Genomic DNA, 22,729 nt, shown 5'->3' with positions numbered 1-22,729 from the left:
CTGTGAAGTAACTGCATCTAAAAAAGTCGTAAATAAGCGAAGAGAAGTGCTTTAGGTATAAAATTCAACGTAATTTCTTTTTCAATATCAGCACAACGTCAAGGAAAAATTAGAAAAGGAGAAAGCAGTTTATACAAAGAAGTGAACAACGGAGAACCTTTTTTAGGACAGTAATAAAACGTTGCCACTCCTTGATTAATCTTCATGGCTACGAAGAAGGCCACATCTACGCTCTTTTTCTCATACTGTTTGTGTAAAAGATGTATAATCATATTGTTTCATTTTAATTTAATTTTATATCGCTAAAACAAACTTATTATGGAGAATTTTAAAGCTTTATCAGCCTTCCCTGATCATTTGCAAAAGTACTTGCTTGAGCATCCCGAGGAATTGCCTACTGAAGTCAACATGACAAATTTTAAAGTGAAGCCCTTTCAAAATGCATGGACCGATATCCGGTTAAGTGCAGATTATGAATATACACGTTACATGGATGTCGTTTTTATTGATGGTGAAAAATACCCTAACAAATTACACAGTTATCTGGTTACCTACTCGAGCTCTAAAAATATTATTAATCTGAAGAGAATTATACTTTCTTAGTCCGACACTTATCTTAAGTTATTATCTTGCTGACACTTAATTGGTTTAAACCAATTAACGGTAACCATGGCGACCTTCCATTGAATTGCCCACATAAAGCATCGGCAGTAACCCATATGCAACACGGCGTTACTGCTGATAATTTCAAAATAATCACAACAAAACGCATATATCTTTTACCTTTGCTTTTTACTAAGTAAAAACTAATAGATTTTGGAAAATCTTCACGAAAACACGTCAAATCAGCAAGAACTTAAACGGGGATTATTAAATAGACATATACAGCTTATTGCTTTAGGCGGCGCCATCGGTACCGGCTTATTTTTGGGAATTGGACCGGCAGCCGTTATGGCAGGTCCTGCCGTTGTCTTCGGTTATGCAATAGCAGGTTTCATCGCCTTTCTAATTATGCGGCAATTGGGAGAGATGGTGGTTGAAGAACCGGTATCAGGAAGCTTCAGTCATTTTGCGTATAAGTACTGGGGAGCCTTTCCAGGTTATGCATCGGGATGGAATTACTGGATCTTGTATATCTTGGTGAGCATGTCGGAGCTGACCGCCATAGGCATTTATGTACAATTTTGGTGGCCTGAAATCCCACTTTGGGCATCCAGTTTGTTTTTTTTCCTCGTCATAAATGCCATTAATCTAGCCTCTGTGAAAATATACGGAGAAGCTGAGTTTTGGTTCTCAATTGTTAAGGTGATTGCCATTATTGCGATGATCCTTTTTGGCACCTATCTCCTAATTACCGGGAAGGGCGGAGAAGAAGCAAGTATTCGTAATTTATGGAATGATGATGGTTTCTTTCCAAAAGGTCTGTTTAGTATCGATGAAGGAGGGAATTACCAAGGTTTACTTACGGCTATGGCTTTGATTATGTTTTCTTTCGGAGGCCTGGAATTAATTGGTATTACAGCAGCAGAGGCAGAGAACCCCGAAAAAAACATCCCAAAGGCAACCAATCAAGTAATTTACCGTATTCTAATTTTTTATGTCGGTGCCTTACTGATTTTATTTTCCTTGTCTCCATGGCGAGAAATTACGACCGGTAGCAGTCCCTTTGTTGCTGTTTTTGACACTTTAAAGGGTTTTGAATTTACAGTCTTAGGTAAAACGTTCTCTTTTACAAGCATTATAGCCAATGTGTTAAATATTATTGTACTCACTGCAGCATTATCTGTTTACAACAGTAGCGTTTATAGCAATAGCAGAATGCTGTTCGGATTGGCGAAGCAAGGCAATGCACCCCGATTTTTGTCGAAGCTGAACAGAAACCACGTCCCGATAATGGCTATTTTAGTTTCGGCTATCTTTGCTGCTATTTGCATTGTTATTAATAAACTAATGCCCGAGCAAGCATTGGGGATTCTTATGTCTTTAGTGGTGTCGTCGTTGATTATCAATTGGATTATGATAAGTATTACCCACTTGTTTTTTCGTAAAGCAAAAAATGTTGAGCAGCTAAAATCAAAATTCCCAACGTTCCTATATCCTTTTACAAATTATATCTGCCTATTGTTCCTAATTGGTGTGCTCGTTATCATGTGGCTTACGGGTATGAAAACGCCCGTTGAACTGATTCCCATCTGGTTAATACTATTATATGTGAGTTATTTGGCCGTAAAAAGAAATAAACAAAAAACCACCGACAGATTTTAGGTGTTTTAACCTAAAGCAATTATAGATCGATGACCCTAATATATTGCATAGAAAATAAAGGGATTGCACGCAGATTAAGAATATTATTTATTCTTGCTTTTTCTATCTTGTCACAGCCTATCGAAGCGCAAGAGAAATTAGAAAGAGAATACAGGATAGCGGCGGAACATGTGCCTGAAAAAGCAAAATCCTTTATTAAAGCTACTTATTTGAATGCAAAGGCAAAATGGTATAGAGAAGAAGGTCTAAGCGGTTTTACGTTAGAAGCAAAACTTAAATGGAAGGGACAGCGACACAGTGTAGAATTCGACACATTAGGGAATTTACAGGATATCGAGATAGGCATTAAGTTTGAAGAGGTTGAAGACATAGCCAGGAAGCAAATTGAAACCCACTTACAAACTAACTTTCAACATTATAGAATTGTCAAAACACAAGTACAATTGAAAGGCTCTTCTGCTCAACTTCAGCGAATCGTTGGTAATCAAACCAGGGAAACTACAGAAGAACTCATAATAAATTATGAACTTATTATAAAAGCGAAAAGCAGCGAAGATAAGATCAATAGCTTTTACGAAATTCTTGTTAATAAACAAGGTGAGGTAATTAAATTGTCTAAAATTGTAGAACGTGCCGTAAATCATCTCATATTCTGATTATAAAACACAAATGAAGAACCATTTCCTGTTCGGGTATTTCTTTTTATTTTGCATTTCATCTTTACGTGGGCAGGATCGCTACCAATTAGGGGTTATTCCTCAAATTAATAATGAATTTAGCTTAGGTGACCGATATGAGCTAAATTCAAAAGTAGAGATACGACAACTGTTAAAAGATGGTCCTTCAAACCTTACTGCACAAAAAGGATTTCATTTTGAAAGAAGCGATTTTGAAACAATATTAAACAGAAAGCTAAGCCCTTTAGACGGAGTGGGTGTGGGGTATCTCCTTCGAATTGAAGAAGGAAAGTTAGTCCATCGTTTCATTCAACAATATGCTCATGTTCAAAATAAAATAGGCTTTCGACTTGCCCATCGTTTTCGAAGTGACCAAACCATAACCGATAATGAATGGTCGTTCAGAATCCGGTACCGACTAAGTTTTGAAAAGCCATTAGAAGGTTTAGAGATAGATCCTAAAGAGTTTTACTTAAAAATTAACAACGAATATCTTCCAACCTATGCGAAAAAAGAACTGGATGTAGAGATTAGACTGCTTGCCTCGCTTGGATATAATTTATCTGATAAAATGAAATTCGAGACCGGTTTCGATTATAGAGCTGAAGATATAATAGCAAAAAATACGGAACACCAATGTTGGCTCAATTTGGGGTGGTTTCATAGCTTTTAAACTATTCGACATCTTGGTTGTTTAAAGCAAGTATGAAAACAACTGAAATTGAATGGTTACTTGAACCTAACGATATGATGAGCTTTCTCGTTTCGATCATTTGTGGTAGTATCATCGGACTCGAACGCGAATACAACAATAAATCAGCCGGTTTTAGAACCATTGTATTAATTTGCCTCGGTTCAACAATTTTCACGATCGTTTCAAAATATGGTACCGGAAGTGATGATCGTATTTCTGCAAATATTATTACAGGTATTGGCTTTATAGGCGCGGGTGTTATATTTAAAGATCGACTATCGGTACTGGGCCTCACTACTGCGGCGGTTATTTGGACGGCGGCGGGAATAGGTATGGCGGCTGGAATCGGTTACCACGCTTTAGCTCTGGCGCTTACGTTGGTTACTATTGTAGTTTTGTCCTTGTTTACCAAAATTGAAAATCTAATTGGAATGTACCATAATCGTAAGTTGCTGAATATTGACTTTTGTGATGGCGATCTTCGGCATCTTCATTATGTTGAGCATTTTTTAGAGGAAAGGCACATAAAGTATACAAGAATTTCGTTGCGTAAGCAAAATGAAAGATTATTTGCTATATTAGAGGTACAAGGAAGTGACAAAAAATTAAGGTATTTGGATGAAGAAATAATTCAATTGCCTTATGTACGAGCCTTTAGCTAACCATTAACCATTACATAGTAAACCTAATGAGCACCATTTTAAACAAGGAGGAGTCGGTTCAGTTTCTATCAAAGCTGGGAGTGCCGGAGGGACTTATCCAAGTGACCGCTCACGGTGGTGGCACTTTACATGAGACCTTATTTAGACTTCGACCACCTCATACAATATACGCCTCGCAAGACACCATTCCCTATAAACAGTTAGCGGTTCTTTTCGAAAAAGGGCGCCATGCAATAGCTTACGATTTAATCATGCGACGCTATATTCGTTTCGACTTAGCCTTTCCCGATACTGTTATCTCCTGTTATAAGAACGTTCAGAATGTTCTGGCTGAAGAATTAACCCGATTAGTCGCTGGCGGTTTACCTAAAACCATTTTTGAAAAAGTATCCAATTTGTTAGGCTTCAAATATACAGAACTCCTTTGGGTACATTACATCAATTTTGAACTCATATATCTGTCGGATTACAAAAATTGGCTCGATGATCTCATCATGAAAATCGATATGCACTTGAAAGAAAAATAGATGCACTTCCTCTATCTTATTTCTCAAATATTCATATATTATTGTGAAATAATGTGTATATAATTTATATTAGCAACGTCAACTAAACAAATCATTAACAAAACCAAATAAAGAAATCTGTAAATACCAATTAACATCTCGAACGTCTTATTTCTTACGATCTAAGGAAGATGTTCATTTCTGCTTGAGTTCGATAGTAACGGTTTAGGAGCACACATTCTCCGAACAACCGCCGCTGAGAGTTCACTGGATTTCTTTTTGATTGCATTCTTATGGGGATTTTAAGTTTTTTAAATAGAGAAAAGCGAATAGAAAGTTCAACATCGGCTATTATTTTAGGAATTGTATTATTAAAAGAAGCGACAATGGTACTTGATGAGGTGCTATGGTTACTTCAAAGTGAATTTAAGACCAAAATGGTAGAGCATGAGCGAGGAGAGGAAATGATGGTATTAACGATTGCGGATTATCAAATAGTTATTGCACCCATTTGTGGCAATATTCCGGATGATGAGGTGAATGAGATTGCCAGGTACAATTATTACTGGCCGAACGCCATAGAAGAAACAGCAGAACATAACGGTCATATTATTATATCGCTTATAAATGCGGGAAAAAACGCTTTAAAGGAAAATCTATTGTTCAGTAAAGTTGTATGTGCTATCTTAAAAAGCAGCAACTCTTTAGGTTTTTATATGGGAGGAAGAACACTTTTACTAGAAAAGGACTTTTATTTAAATAATGCTATTGGTGCCTCAGAAGACCGCCTGCCACTGTACAATTGGATTTATTTTGGCCTCAGACAGCTTGGAACAAAGCAATCCATCTATACCTATGGTTTGTCTGATTTTGGAAAGCAAGAAATGGAGATTATAAATTCCGAAAAGACATTTGAAGAATTAAATGCGCTTATGTATAATATTGTACATTATGTCTTGGTTTCTAACGTACATTTGAAAAGCGGCGAGATGGTTGGCTTGTCTTGGAATGAGAAGTTTACTATAAGCAAATCTAAAGGCAAATTTGTTCATGGCACCACACTTAAAATTTCTTATTAAAGATTCTTTATTACGCTAAAATAAAACCAACCAGTTATTGTTTCCCTACATATAACCAAGGTAGCGTCTATTCTCAGTTACCATGAAACCGTTCTCCCCCCTCTTCCCAATACATTAAACGCTCTAAATTTGAGCCCTTTTTGAAAGGAAACGGGTTTTGAATATACCTTACTTTTTTCATTAGGTTCCGTACCGTCTGTTGTATAGCGAATAATTAAACCTGGAAGCTGAACATTGGCATACACTGTGTTTTCAATCTTTTTTAACCCAGGTGTCGGAATTCTATACAAAAAGCCTCCTTTGTAAAAGTCTAGACGAGGCAATTCCCTTTTGCCAACGGTATTAAGAAACACTGACCAAGCGTATAAATACGAGGTTTCCGCTTTCTTCGGCTCAACATCAACGGCCCAACTAGGATCGGGTGCCCAAGCCCGCTCAGCTAAACCTAACAATTTCGGTAACAGCAGATATTCCAAACGATCTTTATTGACTATTTTTTCGCTCCATAATGGCGCCTGAATTCCGACAATATTATCCTTGCCGAATTTTGTTAGCCGTTCCATTTTTACAAAGTGGTTAGCGGGAAGAGCTCTTCCTTTTTCGTCTTCTACCTGATTTTTATAATAGTTGTACGGAATGAATCGAAAAGGTTTCTCCAGATCAACATAGCCACCCCAATATTGCCCGATTTCGTAAAAGCTAGGGTTATAAGCCAAATCAAGATACATGTTGGTAACATTTGTAAGCACAACTTGGTAGCCTGCATTGGCCAGTTTATAAGCAAGGTCTTCATTCCCGGCTAAATTATTCCAAACATCTAAATGAAAGTTATTTTTGGCGAAACGCTGTTCCACAATCATCTTTTTCTTTCCCTTCCCGTCTGCTACCTTACGCAACCCGGCTTCTTCCCAAGCAGAGAGGTACAATGCTTTAGTTGACAAGAACCTCTGCAACTTATTGAAATAATAATACCATAAATCGTCTACCGATTTTATTGTCGGATCGTTGGCCATCAACTTTCTAACGGCAGGAGATTGCTCCCAAACCCCGGAAGGCACCTCATCTCCGCCGAAATGGATGGTCTGAAGAGGCATTCCAGCCTCTTTGTGCATATTGATCAACTCATCGCTTACTTTTTCCAAGAATGTATAGGTTGATGGCAGAGCAACATTTATCACATTATCATTGAACCCTTGAACCGAACGATAATCTGAATGATCTTCCAAGTCATGCAGCAGGTATTTTCGTCCCTCTTCTTCCTTACCTTGTGCTTTAAAATGTTCATAACGGGCTTTCATCGCTTTAATAGCTGCCCGCGCGTGTCCGGGTGTCTCTATCTCAGGTATTACGCGGATGTGTCTAGACTTAGCATATCGTAAGATATCTATATAATCCTTTCGGCTGTAATATCCGCTCCCTGCTGTGTTCGTTTTAAAAGGACCGGAGCCATAGGAGGGAAGAAGGTGATCCAATTCGTTTAAGGTGTGGCCTCTGAACGCGCCGACTTCTGTGAGTTCGGGTAGGCCGGGAATTTCTAAGCGCCAGCCTTCATCCTCAACTAAGTGAAAATGAAAAACGTTCAACTTATACAGGGCCATTAAATCTAAAAGCTTAAAAATTTGCTCTTTCGGTTGAAAGTTCCGTCCAACATCCAACTGGAAAGCCCGATGTTTAAATCTTGGTCGATCTATTATACTAACACAAGGTAAGCTAATATTTTTTTGCGTACCCTTATAATATTCCGGTGCTATAAGCGTCTTAATGGACTGTATAGCATAAAACGCTCCCCTAGGATCGCCCGAATAGATGCTAATGTCATGAGGTGTTATGGTAAGTTCGTAAGCTTCCGGCGTGTTGAGCGCCTTCTTTTCAAACCGTATCGTCGCTTGGTTACGGCTATTAGTTAATATCGCGTTACAATTCAGCAATTTACATAGTTCTACTAAATGCTCTGCTTCCCCTAATATGCTAGAGTCAGCATAAATTTTCAACTCTTCATTAAACGTAAAGCTTCCCGGTTTTCGGTAATAACTTTCCGGAGTCGGAAACACAGGCGGAATCGACATGCTGTCTACGGATACAATCTTGGTATTTTCTTCATAGATTTTGGCATTCAGTGCTATTTCCTGCTTTTTAATATATTTTGGTGTGTCCAATGCTAAAGACAAACTAACTCCCTTGGTGGAATCAGGATTAAATACTGCATAAAAACCATTTGGAAAATCTGTAATATTGCGGATCTTACGTGAAAGCACTTGCATAACGATCGAATCACCGGGTCTAATCTCCGGGAAAGTGGAATCGGGAGCAATTGAAAAGACATCACCATTGATGTGCGCTATTTCAACGTGATTGGTATCGCTATCACTCAATCGTAAAGAGCCCATATTAAAAAAGAGTTTCCAATTCCCCTGTTTTAATGAACGCTTACCCGTATTAATAATGGTGAAAGCTGATTCACTTTCTGTGAGTTTTGCAGAGGAGCTTTCAAGTATTTTCCATTTTAGCTTTAAGGGTTTACTTTCTTCTGTTATACTTTTGCTATTCGAGCAAGCGAAAAAAAGAATTAACCAAAGCCAAAGGAATTGATGATTAATCTTCATATGTTAGCTTTTTGTGTTTAAATATCGGATTAATCTTCAATAATAAGATATTATTAATCGATTTTCATCTGTTTTCACCTGGTATCGATGATATTACGGATACGTACGTTATTCACTTACCTATTGCAGCCGATTGAATGTCCTGTTCAGCAAGTTCTATTGCTCGTTCCAGTATTTCGTCACGTCTTTCTTTTAGCGCCTCAAGCGTAGGTTTCACCTCTATATCAGGTATGACTCCTACTAAATAATGTTTACTACCTGTATTCGTTTTTACCAACGTTCCTGAAAAGCGTAACCTATAACCATGGGGCAAGAGCAAAATATTAACAGCTCCATCTGCACCCGCGGTAGCTTGACCAATAATAGTTCCGAGTTTATGATCCTTTATTACGCTAAGATAGGTTTCCGACACACTTATTGCATTAGCATCCGTTAGAAAGTATGCTTTTGCTTTCCACCTTTTTTGCGCCGGATGAATTAAATGCGTCAGTACTTTATAGTGCACATTCTGATAGTCTGGATAGAGAATTTGTGGAACATAAATGCGATGACCTATAATTTCTGAAGTAGTAAGCTGTTCCTGAATTTGATTAAGCATTTGAGCTGAAGAAATCGTTGCAGGAGGATAGCCCCTCATATCGAAAATGATCGCCTTTGCCTCATCCATTTCTTGCAGAATATAAGGGTTTGTTCCAAACTTATCAGAAGTAAGATCAACATAATATAATGCTTTATTAATCCACCCTGTTGCTCTTTGATACAATGAGACAGAATTGTTTTGAGGCGCTCTCGACATTTCACTTCTTGGAATTTGAATCCTTTTCTCACCTTCCGCCGTTCGTAGTTTCATTTTTAACGAACTGTGTTTCGGGCCGTTGAATAATATTGTTAATCCTTTTGATCGTTTCCACTGTTGAGATCCAGATATTAAATCTTCTTTTTCTCTAAGATACTCCATTGCGGATCGTCCGTTTATATTCATAATTTCATCGCCTATTTGCACGCGTTTTGAAAGATCCTGATCCATCACCATTTTAACGAAAATCCTGTTGTCTATGGATGTCGCAAGTAGTGGTACACTGGCTGTTGCATCATCTTTTGTTTCATTATAAAGGTCCACATACATTTGCCCGTCGTTTAAGGGGACGGTTAATAATTGAAGGGTGCTTAAGAAATCCTGTTTATCAACATCAAAAAATGCTTTTTCGAGCGATCGTTCAAATATTGAATCGGGAGCAGCAGAAGCTTCTTTCCAGTAAGGGAAGGAATGCTTGAGTACGTTCCATGCTTGAATAAGACAAGCTAGTCGTGTTTCAATTGCTTTTTCATCCTGACCTAAGAACTTTACGCTTGCCTTCTTTTGAAATCGGTCAAGCGTAGCGCTGTCAACAACCGGGTAGGTATGTATACCATTACTATATAATGAAAGCGGAATAAGGACACTGATATCAGACACTAGCTCCTTCCTTATTACTTCACCTGCCTTAATTTCCCTATTAAAGAGCGGCTCATGACGTACTTTTCCTATCATAAACGCATATTTCGTACGTTCAATATTTAAATCCCCTGAAAAATCAATTAATTCTGCTAAATCGAGATCTATAGGAATTAACTTGTTGTCGGAATTATGTATAAATAGTTGCGGACTATTTATTTGTACATTTTCGACGGATGGATCAATGTAACATCCAAATTGTATAAGGGGTAAGTTTCTGTCGATCGTTCCACGAAATATGAAACTTTCTTTCACTTCAGCAATTGCTTTTCGTTCTGTATTTAGTTCCTCTAGGTCTTCCGACGATAAACAAGGGCCTGCAAATAAATTGTCTTTATAATTGTCCGACGTCGGTTTAGCTGTAATATCCAAGGTGAATACAAAAGGCTTCCCTTTGTATTTCTCCAATTGAAGTACTTTTGTAACCGAAAAGTAACTTAAGGGGCTTTTGTTTTGGTCGTATTCTATTTTACTGTTTACCCGTATACTTCTAAAAGGGACGGACATGTTTGAATTTAGGCCGAAGCCCTGATGCTGCCAATAAACTAATCGATCTTTACAATTATTGACCGTATCTGTTAACGTAAAGCTATCGATTTTGTCTGAGAAATCAATTTTAGCTTGGGGCACAAGTGGGCAAAATAAAGCACGCAGTTCCGCTATTAATTCCTTGTCGTTCTTTACCGTGAGCATACGCTGTATTCCGTATATGGCTATTGCATTCCAACAAGAATCGTTTTGCAGTTCGTCGGCCGGATAAAAATACCTAACATATCCAAACAATTTGCTGAAAGCCATCAAATTTCGTTTTTGCTGTTTACTTGGTTGCGCATAAGCAAGTGGGTGAAGTTGGAAACAAAGGATAAAAAGGATTAACAACCTATTCATGGTTCCTCATTTTTAGCAGTAAGGTGATTTTATGACAAGTTTATAACCTATTGATAACTAATACAAAAAAGCGGAGCAGAATTAACATTTTATAACATTTCGACGTGATGCTTTGTCTTTCTTCCGGTTACTTGCAAAATTTATCACGAAAATTCTATATTCGTTTCCTTGGATCAGTTTCTATGGCTTTATGAATAAAAATATCGAGAAACTCTATAAAATAGCGGCTAAAGAAGAACGAAATATTATTGGCCTTATGTCAGGAACTTCCTTTGATGGGCTCGATATTGCGTTGTGTCAATTCAAAGGTTACGGACCGGAAACTCAGGTGAAGGTGTTGCATTTTGTAACAAAGGATTATGACACTGCTTTTAAAGAAGACTTAAAATCAGTGTTTGCAAAGAAGATGGTCGACTTAGAGAAAATCACCTTGTTAAACGCTTATATCGGCCGCTATTATGCTTCGCTCGTCTCTGCTTGTTTAAAAGAATGGCAGCTTGAAGCTGACGACATTGATATTATTGCCAGCCATGGTCAAACTATTTTTCACGCACCGAAGCATATGCATGGAAATCAAAAGTATGGCAACGCCACGCTCCAAATAGGCGATGCAGATCATTTAGCAGTAAATACCGGTATTATCACCATTAGTGATTTTCGACAAAAACATATTGCAGGTGGTGGGGAAGGTGCCCCATTAGCTGTGTATGGGGATTATTTGATCTTCTCTCACCCGAAAGAGAATAGAATTATGCTTAATATAGGGGGGATCGCAAACTTCACTTACTTACCAGCCAACTTTTCGGAAAGCGGCTTTTCGACGGATGTAGGCCCCGGTAATACATTAATGGATCAATATATTCAGCTTAAATTTCCTGGAAGATATTATGATAAAGACGCGACGATAGCTTCTGCCGGAAAGATCAATGAAGGCCTTTTGAAAGCTTTATTGGACAACGACTTTTTTAGAGCCCCTTTTCCGAAAACCACGGGGCCAGAGCTTTTTAGTTTGGCTTATTTAAATCGGGCAATTGAACGTTCAGAGCAGCAAGGTTTGAATGATTATGATATCATGGCAACGCTTGTACAGTTTTCGGCAGAAGGTATTGCACAGGCAATCATTTCATCCATAAAAAAAGGCGAGAACTATACGTTATACCTTAGTGGGGGCGGTATGTACAACCCTTTGTTGGTAGATCAAATTGAGCGACTCTTAAACAAAAAAGCAAGAACGACGAAAGAGCTGGGAATTAATCCCGATGCAAAAGAGGCCGTCCTGTTTGCATTATTGGCTAACGAAGCCGTTGCAGGGAGGCAGACCCATTTTGAACAGATGGGTGGTTTACCCGCTGTATCTATGGGGAAAGTTAGTTTTCCGTATTGATCCACAGGAGCTTTAATCTGGGTATACATGGTTTTACAGAAACAACTTGAACACAAAAAAAGTGAATGCTTGTGAAAAAAAGCAAATTTATCTATGTTTGAAAAACTTAACTAAAAGCAGAAGTAAAGGAGTTTGTGTAATTTTGATGCCCCTGTCATATGCTGCAATGCGTAGTGCTTATAGTTTGATCCCAGCTAAAGATTTGTGAAGAGTTTAATTAATGTAACATGTTAAATCAGAATTCGTTACCTAAACAGCCTAGCTGGCTGCTTTCTTATTGGAATGTCGGCGTTTTGTTACATTGCTCAGTTTTTCTTTTTCTACTTGAATCGTATTTCTATTGGTTAAAATTGAAAAGTGCTTATATAGAGGGAGGTATTATTCAAACGTTATTTTGGTTGGGGTGCCTTTTATTTGCTTTTAGCCATGTTTTTTTAGTTATTATGGACGCTTGGTCGAGATTTCAAAATTACAAAAGAATAAAAGACCATCTCTATGTACACGGTTTTACCCCTAAATTAGCCAGACACTACAGCGGCTCCAAATGTCAGCGAAATGCAGTACTTGTTGCTGCTGCTGAATTAGGTCTTCGGAACCAGGTAGAGGTTTATTATAATAAAATAGGAATTAAGTGGTTTCATTTCATACCTCAGTTTATGGTACGTGATCCGTTCTTCCTGTTTAAAAGATATTTCTGGTCGCGTACATTTATGGAGAAGTATTATGAACCGCGTTTCAACTTCCGCGACTTAGGTAATACATTGAATAAAAACATGGTCTATAATGCTTATAGGAAAGAATCTGTCTAAATCTTATCGCTCAAAAATTGCACTAGATAATGTCAGTATACAGGTTGCCCCAGGGGAGATTTGCGGGTTGTTGGGACGTAATGGTGCCGGGAAAACTACACTTTTTAAAATATTAACCGGTTTGATCAGGGCTGATAGCGGTGAAATAATTCTTCAATCACCTCGATCCAAATCTATTGGTGCCATCATTGAGAGACCTGGCTTATATAACTATCTGAACGCCTATGATAATTTGAAAATATTTGCCGGCATACAAGGTGCCAAAGCTGATCCCGACAGCATTCGGGATTACCTTTTAAAAGTAGGCCTACCTACAGATCGAAAAGATCCTGTAGGTAATTTTTCCCTAGGAATGAAACAGCGGCTAGGCATTGCTATTGCGCTGGTAAACAATCCGGGCTGTTTGATTTTGGACGAACCTTTTTCCGGGCTAGACCCTTTCGGTGTGGCATCTCTTATTGACCTTATTCTATCGTTAGCCCAATATGAAAAAATTGCCATTCTTTTATCTTCTCATCTCACGAGTGAGTTAAGTAGGTGTTGTCACTCGTTATATATAATGGACAATGGGAAAATTGTAAATTCAGGTACTACAAAACATTTAATCAGTAAATACATTTATAGCTATTCAATATTAGCAAATAATATCGAATCTTCCGAAGTACTTAGGAAGTATCAGACCGTCTTTGGCGTTAATGAAGTGAAAGTAGTTTGCAATAGCGGGGAAATTACCGGTTTGTTGAACGAATTGTTAAGTGAAGGAGTACAAGTCACAGCTTGTATTCCGGATTTAACCCTGGAACAATTAATAAAGGGAACTCTATGATGAAATCACTTTTCAGTGCCGAATTGTTGAAAATTGTGAAGCAAAGCAAAACCTATTATGCTTTGGGAGCCATTATATTAATAGAATTGCTGATTCTGCTCATCGCGTACTATCAGGGAAGCACGGTCTTGGATTTGCTTCTAGAGTCATTAAAGCAATCATTTTATTTTGAGGGTTCATTACTGAACGGTAACCTCATTATGTACATCGTTCTTAATTCACTTTGGTTCAATGTGCCATTAATTCTCATGATAATTACGTCTGGTTTTCTTACTGATGAATATAAAGACGGAACACTGCAGTCTGTTATGTTGCAGGCAGTTAGAAAAAAGCAGTTCATTTTAGTCAAATATGCAATGGCTATCTTGTTTACAATCCTTGTGATTACTTTTATGATGTTAACGACTTTCGCCTTTGCTTATGCAATTTTCGGTAAAGGAGATTTAATCGTTTATATTAACACCTTAAATTTTTTCGAATCGGGAGATGCTTTTAGACGAATATGCTTTTCATTTATTTCAGGTGCAATTGCTATGATTTTCTACAATGTTACAAGCATGACCCTTGCTATCCTGATAAAGGATTCTTCAAAGACATGGCTTGTATCTGCACTATTTCTTGTTATTACAAATCTACTTTTAAAGGTAGACTTTGGCAATGCAAGTTTCAATAATTTGTTTTTTCCAAAACTGATAGATACATGGCAACAGCTTTTTGTATATGAACTTGACTGGACACGTATTATTGGCAACAACTTTTTGCTCATATTGTACAGTTTGTTAATGGTCTTAATCGGCACATACATTTTTAATAAAAAAGATATCGGATGATTCGCGTTATTTTTGTATTGTTTTTCTTATGGTTAGTCAAACCTATTTTTGGCCAAGAAATAGACACAGATCTGCTGACCATAAAAAAGAGGATGGATGCCGTTCAACAATTCTCTGCAACCGTGATCTTTGATTTAGATGTACCATTCATTCGTATGCCCACTAAATCTGCAAAAATAACTTATTCGAAAGGGGAAAAGATGGGATTTTCCTCAACGGATTTCGTTATGCTACCAAAGCGTGGGTTGGATTTTTCAATGTCGGAGATTTTTAAATATCCGTTTATAACCGTCGACCGGGGTACGGAGAAAAGAAAGGGTTTGCTTTTGAAAGTAGTTAATGTGATTCCCACCGACAAACGCTCCGATTTAGCAATGGCTACGCTATATATGGATGTTCAAGCGAAACGTATCGTGGAATCAGAAATAAATACACGGAAAGACGGTTCTTATATACTATTAATGAGCTACGCCAGTAATAAAGATATACTTCCTAATTATGTCGAAACAACGTTTGCTATCGAACGACTCAAAATACCGTTTAACTTTATGGGAAAGGACACAAAAATCGATCGAAAGAAAATGAGAGCGATGGAAACCAAAACAGGAAAAATAAAAATGCAAATAAAGGATTACCGCATTAAACAACATTGACTTCTCCTCTGTTTGGAACCCATCGCTCTTTTGTTCTAAAGATCCAACTTTCCTTCAATCGAGTCGTCCAGCGTTTTACCTAGAATTGAGCCGACTGACTGCTTCACAAATGCCACAGCATTACCATGTTTATTATCCCAATAATACGCTTCTGTAGGCTCAACTTTGATAACCGTTATTCGCGGGTCGTCTTTTCCTTCCGTAAACCAGGTTTTCAGTAAGGGATTCCAAAGTTCATTAATTTTCTCTCTGTCGTTAACAATGGAAGCTAAACCATAAATATTCAAAAAGTCGGCATATTTTGAGCCTTGAAAAAGTAAATGTACGAAAGGATCTCTTTGAACCTCTTCATTTTTATGACTATCGCTTGCACTTAAGAACCAAAGGTTTCCATCATCATCAACTTTTTGCACCGCCATCGGCCTAATAGATAAAGGAACGCCTACTTTATTCAAGTCTGTGCAAAAAAAACAAGCCTCGGCTATATTTACCAGCTCTTTAACCTTTTCAATAGCCTCTTTTCCGTGTAAATCTTTTTTATTACTTTCTTCTTGTTGCTTATTGATACTATCCATAACTTATTGCTTTTTTAGAGTAACGAATAAATCTTCACAAGGTTTAGATTTCTCGCAATTATTGATTGGGCATCTACGAAACATTCGCGTTTTTAAGCTGTTAGTAATATACTGAGGTTTGGCTACCTTTATTTTTTAATAACCGGTATCCAGCCGAAACAGTGGCCTTCCTCTCCAACGTGGGAGGGGGGCTTTTGTACTTGACAAAATCAGTAGCCCTGTGCGAAACCTTCTCCCCGCAGGAGTATCCGACAAAGGAAACGGCAACAAGTATTTTACATATGGATGTCATAATTAGCTATTTCGGTAACTAGGACCCTGTTTTGATCAAAAAACTTTTACTTTTGCACGGAGCTTGAGCTATTGACTATTTTGTGTTATGAATCATTCTTCCCTTAAGAGCTTGTCCCAAAAGCCTTCTTTTATTATTGCAAATTATGTACTGCTGACTTTCTATGGATATTTTTCGATCGGACTAACATTGGCCGTATTACCGATATTTATCCATCAACAACTGGGTTTCAATACCGTGATAGCGGGAGCGGTTATCAGTATACAATATATAATGACTTTTCTTATGCGTGCATACGCAGGCCATATTGTCGACAACCGGGGGCCGAAACCTGCTGTAATTGCTAGCATGATTTGTTTCCTACTTACCGGCATTCTCTTAATAACATCTTTTACCTTAGCGGATAAACCGCTCTTAAGTCTATCTATTCTTATCATATCCAGATTAGTAACCGGATGTGGAGAGGGCATGGTAGGAGCTAGCCCCGTTAACTGGGCCATGCTTAGAACCGGAGAGAAGCATACAGCAACGGCTATTTCTTATAATGGCATCGCCAACTACAGTTCGATGGCTATTGGGGCTCCTTTGGGAGTCTGGATGGCCGGTTATGTTGGCAATTGGAGCTTAGGCGCCTTAACCATAGCGACCGCAATAATAGGCCTCCTTACAGCTGTTAGAAAACCTGCACTTAAAGGTGATCAGGATACTCCCCGAAAACCATTTTTGAAGGTGCTACGTACAGTTAGCCCATATGGAAGTGGATTGGCCTTAGCCGGAATGGGATTTGGTACGCTATCTACGTTCATCACACTCTATTATGCCTTTAATAGATGGAATCAAGCGGCTATCTGTATCACGGCATTCAGTTTATTCTTTGTTTTAGGTCGATTGTTATTTGCAAAAAGTATAAATCGATTTGGAGGGCTTCGGGTCGCTATTGTAAGTATGGCTGTAGAGAGTATGGGCTTGCTAATTCTTTGGTTAGCTACGAATCCTCATATTGCTGTGTTAGGAGCATCATTTACCGGTTTAGGGTTCTCGCTGATCTTTCCTGCTCTAGGAGTAGAGGCGGTAAGTCGTGCCTCTGCATCCAACAAAGGATCAGCTTTAGGGGCTTATGGCTTATTCATCGACATTTCGTTAGGTGTGACCGGCCCTTTAATAGGCTTAGTAGCTAAAGGACTGGGGATGAACTATATTTTTCCTTTCAGTATGGCTATGGTATTAATTGGCTTGGTAACTTGTGTGATACTGAAAGAAAACACTGGTCGGGAAATAGATACCGCGATGGACTTAACGACGGATAACCCTTAAATATTCATTTTCCAAGGTAAGCTTTAGGCTGCCTAAGTTGTAACATTCGATGGTAATATTACTCCAAAGAAAAATTTAATGCGTCAATCACATGAACAAAATAGCGGTAATCGTTAAAGTATTTTTTTTCAGTTGTTTTTTGTTTTTTCATCCTATAAAACAATCACTCGCACAACACTATCAATATGCTGTTAATCTTAATCAGACGAAGGAGGATAAAGTCGAGGTTTCTCTCATTCCACCGAAATCACAAGATAAAGAAGTCATATTTTCTTTTCCAAAGATTATTCCAGGCACCTACGCAATAAGTGATTATGGCAAATTTATCTCAAATGTAGCGGCATTTGACAGACGGGGTAAAAAACTTCGCGTTGCACGACTTAATGACAATCAGTGGAAAATATCAAAAGCTAGACGTTTGCATACAATAAAATACACCGTAAATGACATTTTTGATGCTGATACACCACATGATATTTATCCAATGGCTGCTACAAACATTGAAGAAGGGAGAAACGTCATAATCAATGCTCCGGGCTTTTTTGGATATTTAGAACATCATACGAAGATTCCCGTTCAAATAACCATTGATAAGCCCAATAATTTCTTTGCATCGTCAAGTAGCCTGCCCATATCATCAAATATTCAGCAAGATGTGTTTAAAATGGAAAACATTGACGATCTTTATGATACACCCATTATGTATGGAATTGCTGATACTGCATCATTGAAAGTAGGCAATTGCGACGTATTAGTTTCAGTTTATTCTCCCAATAAACAAATTCATGCAAAAGAGATTATATCCTGGCTTGGCGATTTACTTAGGGCGGCAAAAGGCTATTTAGGAGGTAAGCTTCCAGCTGACCGTTACGCGTTTCTGTATTATTTTAAAGACCCAAAGATAAAACACTCATTTAAACCGGGACTTGCAGGGGCTTTGGAACATACCACATCATCATTTTACTACCTTCCGGAGTTGCCGGCCAATCAATTAAAAAAAATTGTGACAGACGTGTCGTCACACGAATTTTTTCATATAATAACCCCTTTAACTATAGCATCGAAGGAAGTTAAAGAGTTTAATTACAGCCATGTTGCCCTATCTAAGCATTTATGGCTATACGAAGGCACTACTGAATATACAGCTCATCATGTGCAGGTTAAGTATGGCCTTAACTCTGAGCAGGAGTTTTTAGATAAATTATCGGAAAAAATTGTTGATTCTCGAAAAAATTACAATGATAAGTTGTCATTCACAGAACTAAGTAAACACGCGGCAAGCACTTATGCCAATCAATATGGTAACGTCTATCAAAAGGGAGCATTGATTGCCGCTTGTCTAGACATCTATCTTTTACATCTATCAGACGGCGGATACGGTTTGAAAAACCTAACTCATGACCTTGGAATACGTTTTGGAAAAAATAGCTATTTTAATGATGACCAATTATTTGATGAAATAGAGAAATTAAGTTATCCTGAAATTAAACAATTTCTCATCAGGTATGTTCAGGGAACGGAACCCATTCCATACGATTATTACTTTGGGTTAGCCGGTATACAATATACTTCTGATCATACAAGGCTTTTAATTCCTAATGAGCAGGCAGATACAAACGCACGTCATATACGGAAGATATGGCTGACTCCTCAAGTAAACTAGCATAAGGAGAATAAATCTATCATAGATAGAATTAATGAACACCGGAAAAAAGACAAGTCTCCTAACTTTACTTAAGCCATATAGGCTTTTGCTCTTATTATTGATGCTTCTCGCTTTGATAAGTAACGGTTTAAACCTATGGATTCCCAAAATAATAGGTGAAGGTATTGATGCTTATAACAATCAAAGTTTTTCTTACTACCAAACATTTATACGTTTCGGCTTGGTGGTTTTCATTGTTTTCATCTTCTCTTATTTGCAGATCATCATACAAACCTTTACCTCTGAACGTGTCGCAAGAGATTTACGAAGGCAAATAACAGAAAAAATTGCCGCGCAGGATTTTTCTTATATTAAGGCTGCTAATCCATCAAAATTGCTGACAAACCTTACCGCCGACGTTGATTCAATTAAGTTGTTCATTGCCCAGGCGGTTGTCTCCATCGCCTCCTCAATTTTTATTATAATAGGCGTTAGCATTTTATTGTTTACTATAAAGTGGGAATTGGCACTGGCGGTTATCGCCATTATACCGATTATCGGCGGAACATTCTTTTGGATACTCCGAAAAGTACGGGTACTTTTTATCCAAAGTAGGAGTGTAATCGATCGATTGAACAAAACAATCAACGAAAGCATTTTGGGCGCTGCAATTATAAGAGTTGTCAATTCCCAACAACTCGAGTATGATAAATTCTTAGCTAGTAATCAGCAAGCGAAGCATTATGGACTTTCTATTTTAAAGCTTTTTGCAAGTCTAATTCCGGTTATCGTATTTACCGCCAATATGGCAGGTTTGATTATTTTGTTACTAGGAGGGCATTTTGTTATCACCACAAGTATGAGTCTTGGTGATTTTGCTGCCTTTAATAGTTATTTAGCGCTTCTTATTTTTCCAATTTTAGTAATTGGATTCATGAGTAACGTGATTGCACAGGCTACGGCTTCTTATGATCGGATACGAACGGTTTTGGAGGCGCCTACGAATAAGAAAAACGGCAATCTAAAAGAAGGCGTAAATGGAGAGATTTGTTTCCAATCTGTCTACCTAAATATTGAGCAGAAACCGATACTAAAAGATATTTCATTTTGCTTAAAGCCGGGATCAAAAACAGCTATTATTGGCCCCACTGCCGCAGGAAAGACGCAACTGCTTTATTTGTTAATGGGGCTCTCAAAGCAAGATGCAGGAACGATCACATTCAATGGGCATTCAATAGAAGAATACGAAGAAACGTATTTTCATGATGAAGTAGGTTTTGTTTTTCAAGACAGTATTCTGTTTAATATGAGTATTCGCGAAAACATCGCCTTCAACAAGACCGTAACTAATGAGTACTTGCAAATGGCCGTTAAAACTGCTGAGCTGAATGAATTCGTAAATAGTCTGCCGAATAAGCTGGACACCATGCTATCAGAAAGAGGTTCGGATCTGTCAGGTGGGCAGAAACAGCGCATCATGTTAGCAAGAGCATTATCGCTCCATCCTCAGATATTACTTTTAGACGATTTTACAGCACGTGTAGATAGTTTAACGGAGAAAAATATATTGAGAAATATCAACGAAAACTATCCAAATTTAACGTTGATCTCCGTCACACAGAAAGTCACAACCGCCGAGCATTATGATCAAATTATACTGTTAATGGAAGGTGAAATTATCGCCATCGGAAAACACCAAGAATTAATGCGCTCAAGTCCCGAGTATGTACAGATTTTTACCTCACAGCAAAGTACGAGCGATTATGAACTATAACTTACATGATGAAAGTGGATCCGGTAAGCGGGAATCGTCCATGGCCGCTTTGAAAGGCATTTTTGGTCTGGTTATGCATGAGCGAGGGAAACTGATATTGGCTTTTTTGGCTATGTTAATGAATTCCTTTCTGAATCTACTGAGTCCATTCTTTATTGGGTATACGATTGATCATTATGTGGTAACAAAACAGTACCCTGGAGTACTACTGTTTTCGGGTATTTTGCTGATTATGTACCTCATACTGCTCTTAACCAGTTACCTTCAAACAAAACTTATGGGCGGTGTTGGGCAGCGATTACTATTCACGCTACGTAATGCTGTATTCAACAAGTTGCTACAATTACCGATAGCCTTCTTTAATCAGAATAAAGCAGGCGATCTAATCTCCCGCATTAACAACGATACCGATAAACTTAATCAGTTTTTCTCTCAGGCCCTCACGCAGTTTATCAGTAGCATGGTCATTATGTTTGGTGCCGGCGTCTTTCTGCTGATCATTAATATTCAGTTGGGCTTAGCCGCTTTAGCACCAGCCTTATTCATTCTCATTTTTACCAAAGTTGTATCTCCCTGGGTAAAAAAACGGAATGCGGAAAGCCTGAGAGCAGCAGGGGATATGAGTGCGGAAATACAGGAAAGTTTAGGGAACTTTAAAGTTATCATTGCCTTTAACCGTCGTGACTACTATAAAAAAAGGTTTCAAGAAGTCAATCAACAAAACTATCGCACCGCCTTCCGAGCGGGTTTAGCTAACAACATCTTCTTGCCTATTTATAGTTTTTTTTCTAGCATAGCACAGCTAATTGTCTTAACATACGGAATCTATCTGATTAGCGTGAACGAATTAACGATTGGACTATTAGTAAGCTATCTCGCTTATGTAGTTAATTTTTACAATCCATTGCGACAACTGGCCTCTTTGTGGTCAAGTTTTCAGGTTGCCATGGCTGGTTGGGACCGAATAGCTCGGATATTATCGTTGGAAACCAATTTAAACGTAATACCAAGCACTGGCACTAATTCGAAAGACTGTTTATTGGAGTTTAACAATGTCTACTTCTCTTACCCAAATGGCAAGGAAATTTTGCATGATATCAATTTTAAACTATTACGTGGAAAGACGTATGCACTAGTAGGACCAACGGGAGGTGGGAAAACGACTACAGCATCCCTAATGGCACGTTTATATGACCCCACAGAGGGACACGTTTTTCTCGATGGTCAGGACATTAGAGCATACAGTTCTTCAGAGCGGTCAAAAAAAATTGGCTTTATTCTGCAAGAGCCGTTTTTGTTTACCGGCACGGTAGGCGAAAATATTCTTTATGGAAATGAACTGTATGCGACTTATGACAGCACAGCGTTACATGAATTGATCAAGGATCGAGGATTAGAAGACTTAATTGCTGTTTTTGAGAGCGGCTTGGATACGCCTATTACATCCCAGGAAGATGGTATCAGCTTGGGGCAAAAACAGGTGATCGCATTCATTCGTGCGGTACTCAGAAATCCTGACATTCTTATACTAGATGAAGCGACAGCCAATATTGATACGATTACAGAACGATTGCTCGAGAAAATCCTGAGAAAACTGCCAGCGCATACTACTTTAGTTATTATAGCACATCGATTAAATACGATTGAAAATGCAGATGAAATTTTCTTCGTTAACTTAGGAAAAGTCACCCCTGCAGGTTCATTTGCAGAGGCTGTAAATCGCTTGTTGAACGATAAAAAAAATAGCTAGATCGGGCT

19 protein-coding genes are annotated in these 22,729 nt (G+C 38.2%); 16 read left to right on the top strand and 3 right to left on the bottom strand.

Features of this window, described 5'->3' with window-relative positions; translation table 11 throughout:
- The first annotated feature begins 318 nt into the window (after window positions 1–318).
- The 7 genes from FKG96_RS16135 (at window position 319) to FKG96_RS16105 (ending at window position 5,883) form a co-directional block, all read left to right on the top strand.
- Complete coding sequence (locus FKG96_RS16135) at window positions 319–603, top strand: hypothetical protein (protein WP_013667031.1); 285 nt, start codon at window positions 319–321, stop codon at window positions 601–603.
- 213 nt (window positions 604–816) lie between these two features.
- Complete coding sequence (locus FKG96_RS16130) at window positions 817–2,265, top strand: amino acid permease (RefSeq protein ID WP_130855917.1); 1,449 nt, start codon at window positions 817–819, stop codon at window positions 2,263–2,265.
- Between the two features lie 29 nt (window positions 2,266–2,294).
- Entirely contained in the window at window positions 2,295–2,921 is a 627-nt protein-coding gene (locus tag FKG96_RS16125; RefSeq protein WP_130855918.1) for a hypothetical protein, read from the top strand.
- Window positions 2,922–2,934: 13 nt separating this feature from the next.
- Window positions 2,935–3,615, top strand: coding sequence for a DUF2490 domain-containing protein (locus FKG96_RS16120; RefSeq protein ID WP_130855919.1), 681 nt, complete (start codon window positions 2,935–2,937; stop codon window positions 3,613–3,615).
- A gap of 32 nt (window positions 3,616–3,647) precedes the next feature.
- Complete coding sequence (locus FKG96_RS16115) at window positions 3,648–4,298, top strand: MgtC/SapB family protein (RefSeq protein ID WP_013667027.1); 651 nt, start codon at window positions 3,648–3,650, stop codon at window positions 4,296–4,298.
- Between the two features lie 26 nt (window positions 4,299–4,324).
- Entirely contained in the window at window positions 4,325–4,825 is a 501-nt protein-coding gene (locus FKG96_RS16110) for a hypothetical protein (protein ID WP_130855920.1), read from the top strand.
- 272 nt (window positions 4,826–5,097) lie between these two features.
- Window positions 5,098–5,883, top strand: a complete 786-nt coding sequence (locus FKG96_RS16105) for a DUF4261 domain-containing protein (RefSeq protein ID WP_242627180.1) — start codon at window positions 5,098–5,100, stop codon at window positions 5,881–5,883.
- A gap of 77 nt (window positions 5,884–5,960) precedes the next feature.
- Here FKG96_RS16105 and FKG96_RS16100 read toward each other — a convergent pair whose 3' ends face one another.
- Together FKG96_RS16100 and FKG96_RS16095 are read right to left on the bottom strand one after the other, a co-directional pair.
- The gene (locus FKG96_RS16100) at window positions 5,961–8,486 is read right to left on the bottom strand and encodes a family 20 glycosylhydrolase (RefSeq protein ID WP_130855921.1); all 2,526 of its coding nucleotides are present in this window, start codon (window positions 8,484–8,486) and stop codon (window positions 5,961–5,963) included.
- 112 nt (window positions 8,487–8,598) lie between these two features.
- On the bottom strand, window positions 8,599–10,869 hold the full coding sequence (locus FKG96_RS16095; protein WP_130855922.1) for a S41 family peptidase: 2,271 nt from the start codon (window positions 10,867–10,869) through the stop codon (window positions 8,599–8,601).
- Window positions 10,870–11,059: 190 nt separating this feature from the next.
- On the opposite strand from FKG96_RS16095, the gene FKG96_RS16090 reads away from it, so the two are divergent.
- The 5 genes from FKG96_RS16090 (at window position 11,060) to FKG96_RS16070 (ending at window position 15,371) form a co-directional block, all read left to right on the top strand.
- Entirely contained in the window at window positions 11,060–12,253 is a 1,194-nt protein-coding gene (locus tag FKG96_RS16090; RefSeq protein ID WP_130855923.1) for an anhydro-N-acetylmuramic acid kinase, read from the top strand.
- Between the two features lie 227 nt (window positions 12,254–12,480).
- Window positions 12,481–13,062 (top strand): hypothetical protein, encoded by a 582-nt coding sequence (locus FKG96_RS16085; RefSeq protein WP_130855924.1) that lies wholly within the window; start codon window positions 12,481–12,483, stop codon window positions 13,060–13,062.
- Window positions 13,037–13,888 carry an ABC transporter ATP-binding protein gene (locus tag FKG96_RS16080; protein ID WP_130855925.1) on the top strand — a complete coding sequence of 284 codons (852 nt, stop codon included), beginning with the start codon at window positions 13,037–13,039 and terminating at the stop codon, window positions 13,886–13,888. The genes FKG96_RS16085 and FKG96_RS16080 overlap by 26 nt, the downstream gene beginning before the upstream one ends.
- Complete coding sequence (locus FKG96_RS16075; RefSeq protein WP_130855926.1) at window positions 13,885–14,718, top strand: ABC transporter permease; 834 nt, start codon at window positions 13,885–13,887, stop codon at window positions 14,716–14,718. Before FKG96_RS16080 ends, FKG96_RS16075 begins: the two co-directional genes overlap by 4 nt.
- Window positions 14,715–15,371 carry a hypothetical protein gene (locus FKG96_RS16070; protein WP_013667018.1) on the top strand — a complete coding sequence of 219 codons (657 nt, stop codon included), beginning with the start codon at window positions 14,715–14,717 and terminating at the stop codon, window positions 15,369–15,371. The genes FKG96_RS16075 and FKG96_RS16070 overlap by 4 nt, the downstream gene beginning before the upstream one ends.
- Window positions 15,372–15,406: 35 nt before the next feature.
- Here the strand turns inward: FKG96_RS16070 and FKG96_RS16065 are convergent, their stop codons facing one another.
- Window positions 15,407–15,946 (bottom strand): pyridoxamine 5'-phosphate oxidase family protein, encoded by a 540-nt coding sequence (locus FKG96_RS16065; protein WP_013667017.1) that lies wholly within the window; start codon window positions 15,944–15,946, stop codon window positions 15,407–15,409.
- Between the two features lie 379 nt (window positions 15,947–16,325).
- Between FKG96_RS16065 and FKG96_RS16060 the strand changes: the two genes are divergently transcribed.
- From FKG96_RS16060 to FKG96_RS16045, 4 genes are all read left to right on the top strand, one after another.
- Window positions 16,326–17,552 carry an MFS transporter gene (locus FKG96_RS16060; protein WP_165446959.1) on the top strand — a complete coding sequence of 409 codons (1,227 nt, stop codon included), beginning with the start codon at window positions 16,326–16,328 and terminating at the stop codon, window positions 17,550–17,552.
- Window positions 17,553–17,643: 91 nt separating this feature from the next.
- A complete protein-coding gene (locus FKG96_RS16055) occupies window positions 17,644–19,215 on the top strand; it encodes a peptidase M61 (RefSeq protein WP_130855927.1) in 1,572 nt (523 codons plus the stop codon).
- Window positions 19,216–19,249: 34 nt separating this feature from the next.
- A complete protein-coding gene (locus FKG96_RS16050) occupies window positions 19,250–20,971 on the top strand; it encodes an ABC transporter ATP-binding protein (protein WP_130855928.1) in 1,722 nt (573 codons plus the stop codon).
- On the top strand, window positions 20,961–22,721 hold the full coding sequence (locus FKG96_RS16045) for an ABC transporter ATP-binding protein (RefSeq protein ID WP_130855929.1): 1,761 nt from the start codon (window positions 20,961–20,963) through the stop codon (window positions 22,719–22,721). Before FKG96_RS16050 ends, FKG96_RS16045 begins: the two co-directional genes overlap by 11 nt.
- Window positions 22,722–22,729: the final 8 nt, after the last annotated feature.

The organism is Olivibacter sp. LS-1 (genome assembly GCF_008245145.1).
Classification (GTDB): Bacteria; Bacteroidota; Bacteroidia; order Sphingobacteriales; family Sphingobacteriaceae; genus Olivibacter; species Olivibacter oleidegradans.
This window is presented reverse-complemented; position numbering and strand designations above follow the sequence as displayed.

What these genes read in the sequence shown, in the direction of transcription:
- FKG96_RS16060 (WP_165446959.1), top strand. Translation starts at nt 16,326, where the DNA reads ATGAATCATTCTTCCCTTAAGAGCTTGTCCCAAAAGCCTTCTTTTATT.
- FKG96_RS16095 (WP_130855922.1), bottom strand. Translation starts at nt 10,869, where the DNA reads ATGAATAGGTTGTTAATCCTTTTTATCCTTTGTTTCCAACTTCACCCA.
- FKG96_RS16075 (WP_130855926.1), top strand. Translation starts at nt 13,885, where the DNA reads ATGATGAAATCACTTTTCAGTGCCGAATTGTTGAAAATTGTGAAGCAA.
- FKG96_RS16125 (WP_130855918.1), top strand. Translation starts at nt 2,295, where the DNA reads ATGACCCTAATATATTGCATAGAAAATAAAGGGATTGCACGCAGATTA.
- FKG96_RS16065 (WP_013667017.1), bottom strand. Translation starts at nt 15,946, where the DNA reads ATGGATAGTATCAATAAGCAACAAGAAGAAAGTAATAAAAAAGATTTA.
- FKG96_RS16055 (WP_130855927.1), top strand. Translation starts at nt 17,644, where the DNA reads ATGAACAAAATAGCGGTAATCGTTAAAGTATTTTTTTTCAGTTGTTTT.
- FKG96_RS16120 (WP_130855919.1), top strand. Translation starts at nt 2,935, where the DNA reads ATGAAGAACCATTTCCTGTTCGGGTATTTCTTTTTATTTTGCATTTCA.
- FKG96_RS16045 (WP_130855929.1), top strand. Translation starts at nt 20,961, where the DNA reads ATGAACTATAACTTACATGATGAAAGTGGATCCGGTAAGCGGGAATCG.
- FKG96_RS16085 (WP_130855924.1), top strand. Translation starts at nt 12,481, where the DNA reads ATGTTAAATCAGAATTCGTTACCTAAACAGCCTAGCTGGCTGCTTTCT.
- FKG96_RS16110 (WP_130855920.1), top strand. Translation starts at nt 4,325, where the DNA reads ATGAGCACCATTTTAAACAAGGAGGAGTCGGTTCAGTTTCTATCAAAG.
- FKG96_RS16050 (WP_130855928.1), top strand. Translation starts at nt 19,250, where the DNA reads ATGAACACCGGAAAAAAGACAAGTCTCCTAACTTTACTTAAGCCATAT.
- FKG96_RS16070 (WP_013667018.1), top strand. Translation starts at nt 14,715, where the DNA reads ATGATTCGCGTTATTTTTGTATTGTTTTTCTTATGGTTAGTCAAACCT.
- FKG96_RS16135 (WP_013667031.1), top strand. Translation starts at nt 319, where the DNA reads ATGGAGAATTTTAAAGCTTTATCAGCCTTCCCTGATCATTTGCAAAAG.
- FKG96_RS16100 (WP_130855921.1), bottom strand. Translation starts at nt 8,486, where the DNA reads ATGAAGATTAATCATCAATTCCTTTGGCTTTGGTTAATTCTTTTTTTC.
- FKG96_RS16080 (WP_130855925.1), top strand. Translation starts at nt 13,037, where the DNA reads ATGCTTATAGGAAAGAATCTGTCTAAATCTTATCGCTCAAAAATTGCA.
- FKG96_RS16090 (WP_130855923.1), top strand. Translation starts at nt 11,060, where the DNA reads ATGAATAAAAATATCGAGAAACTCTATAAAATAGCGGCTAAAGAAGAA.
- FKG96_RS16115 (WP_013667027.1), top strand. Translation starts at nt 3,648, where the DNA reads ATGAAAACAACTGAAATTGAATGGTTACTTGAACCTAACGATATGATG.
- FKG96_RS16105 (WP_242627180.1), top strand. Translation starts at nt 5,098, where the DNA reads ATGGGGATTTTAAGTTTTTTAAATAGAGAAAAGCGAATAGAAAGTTCA.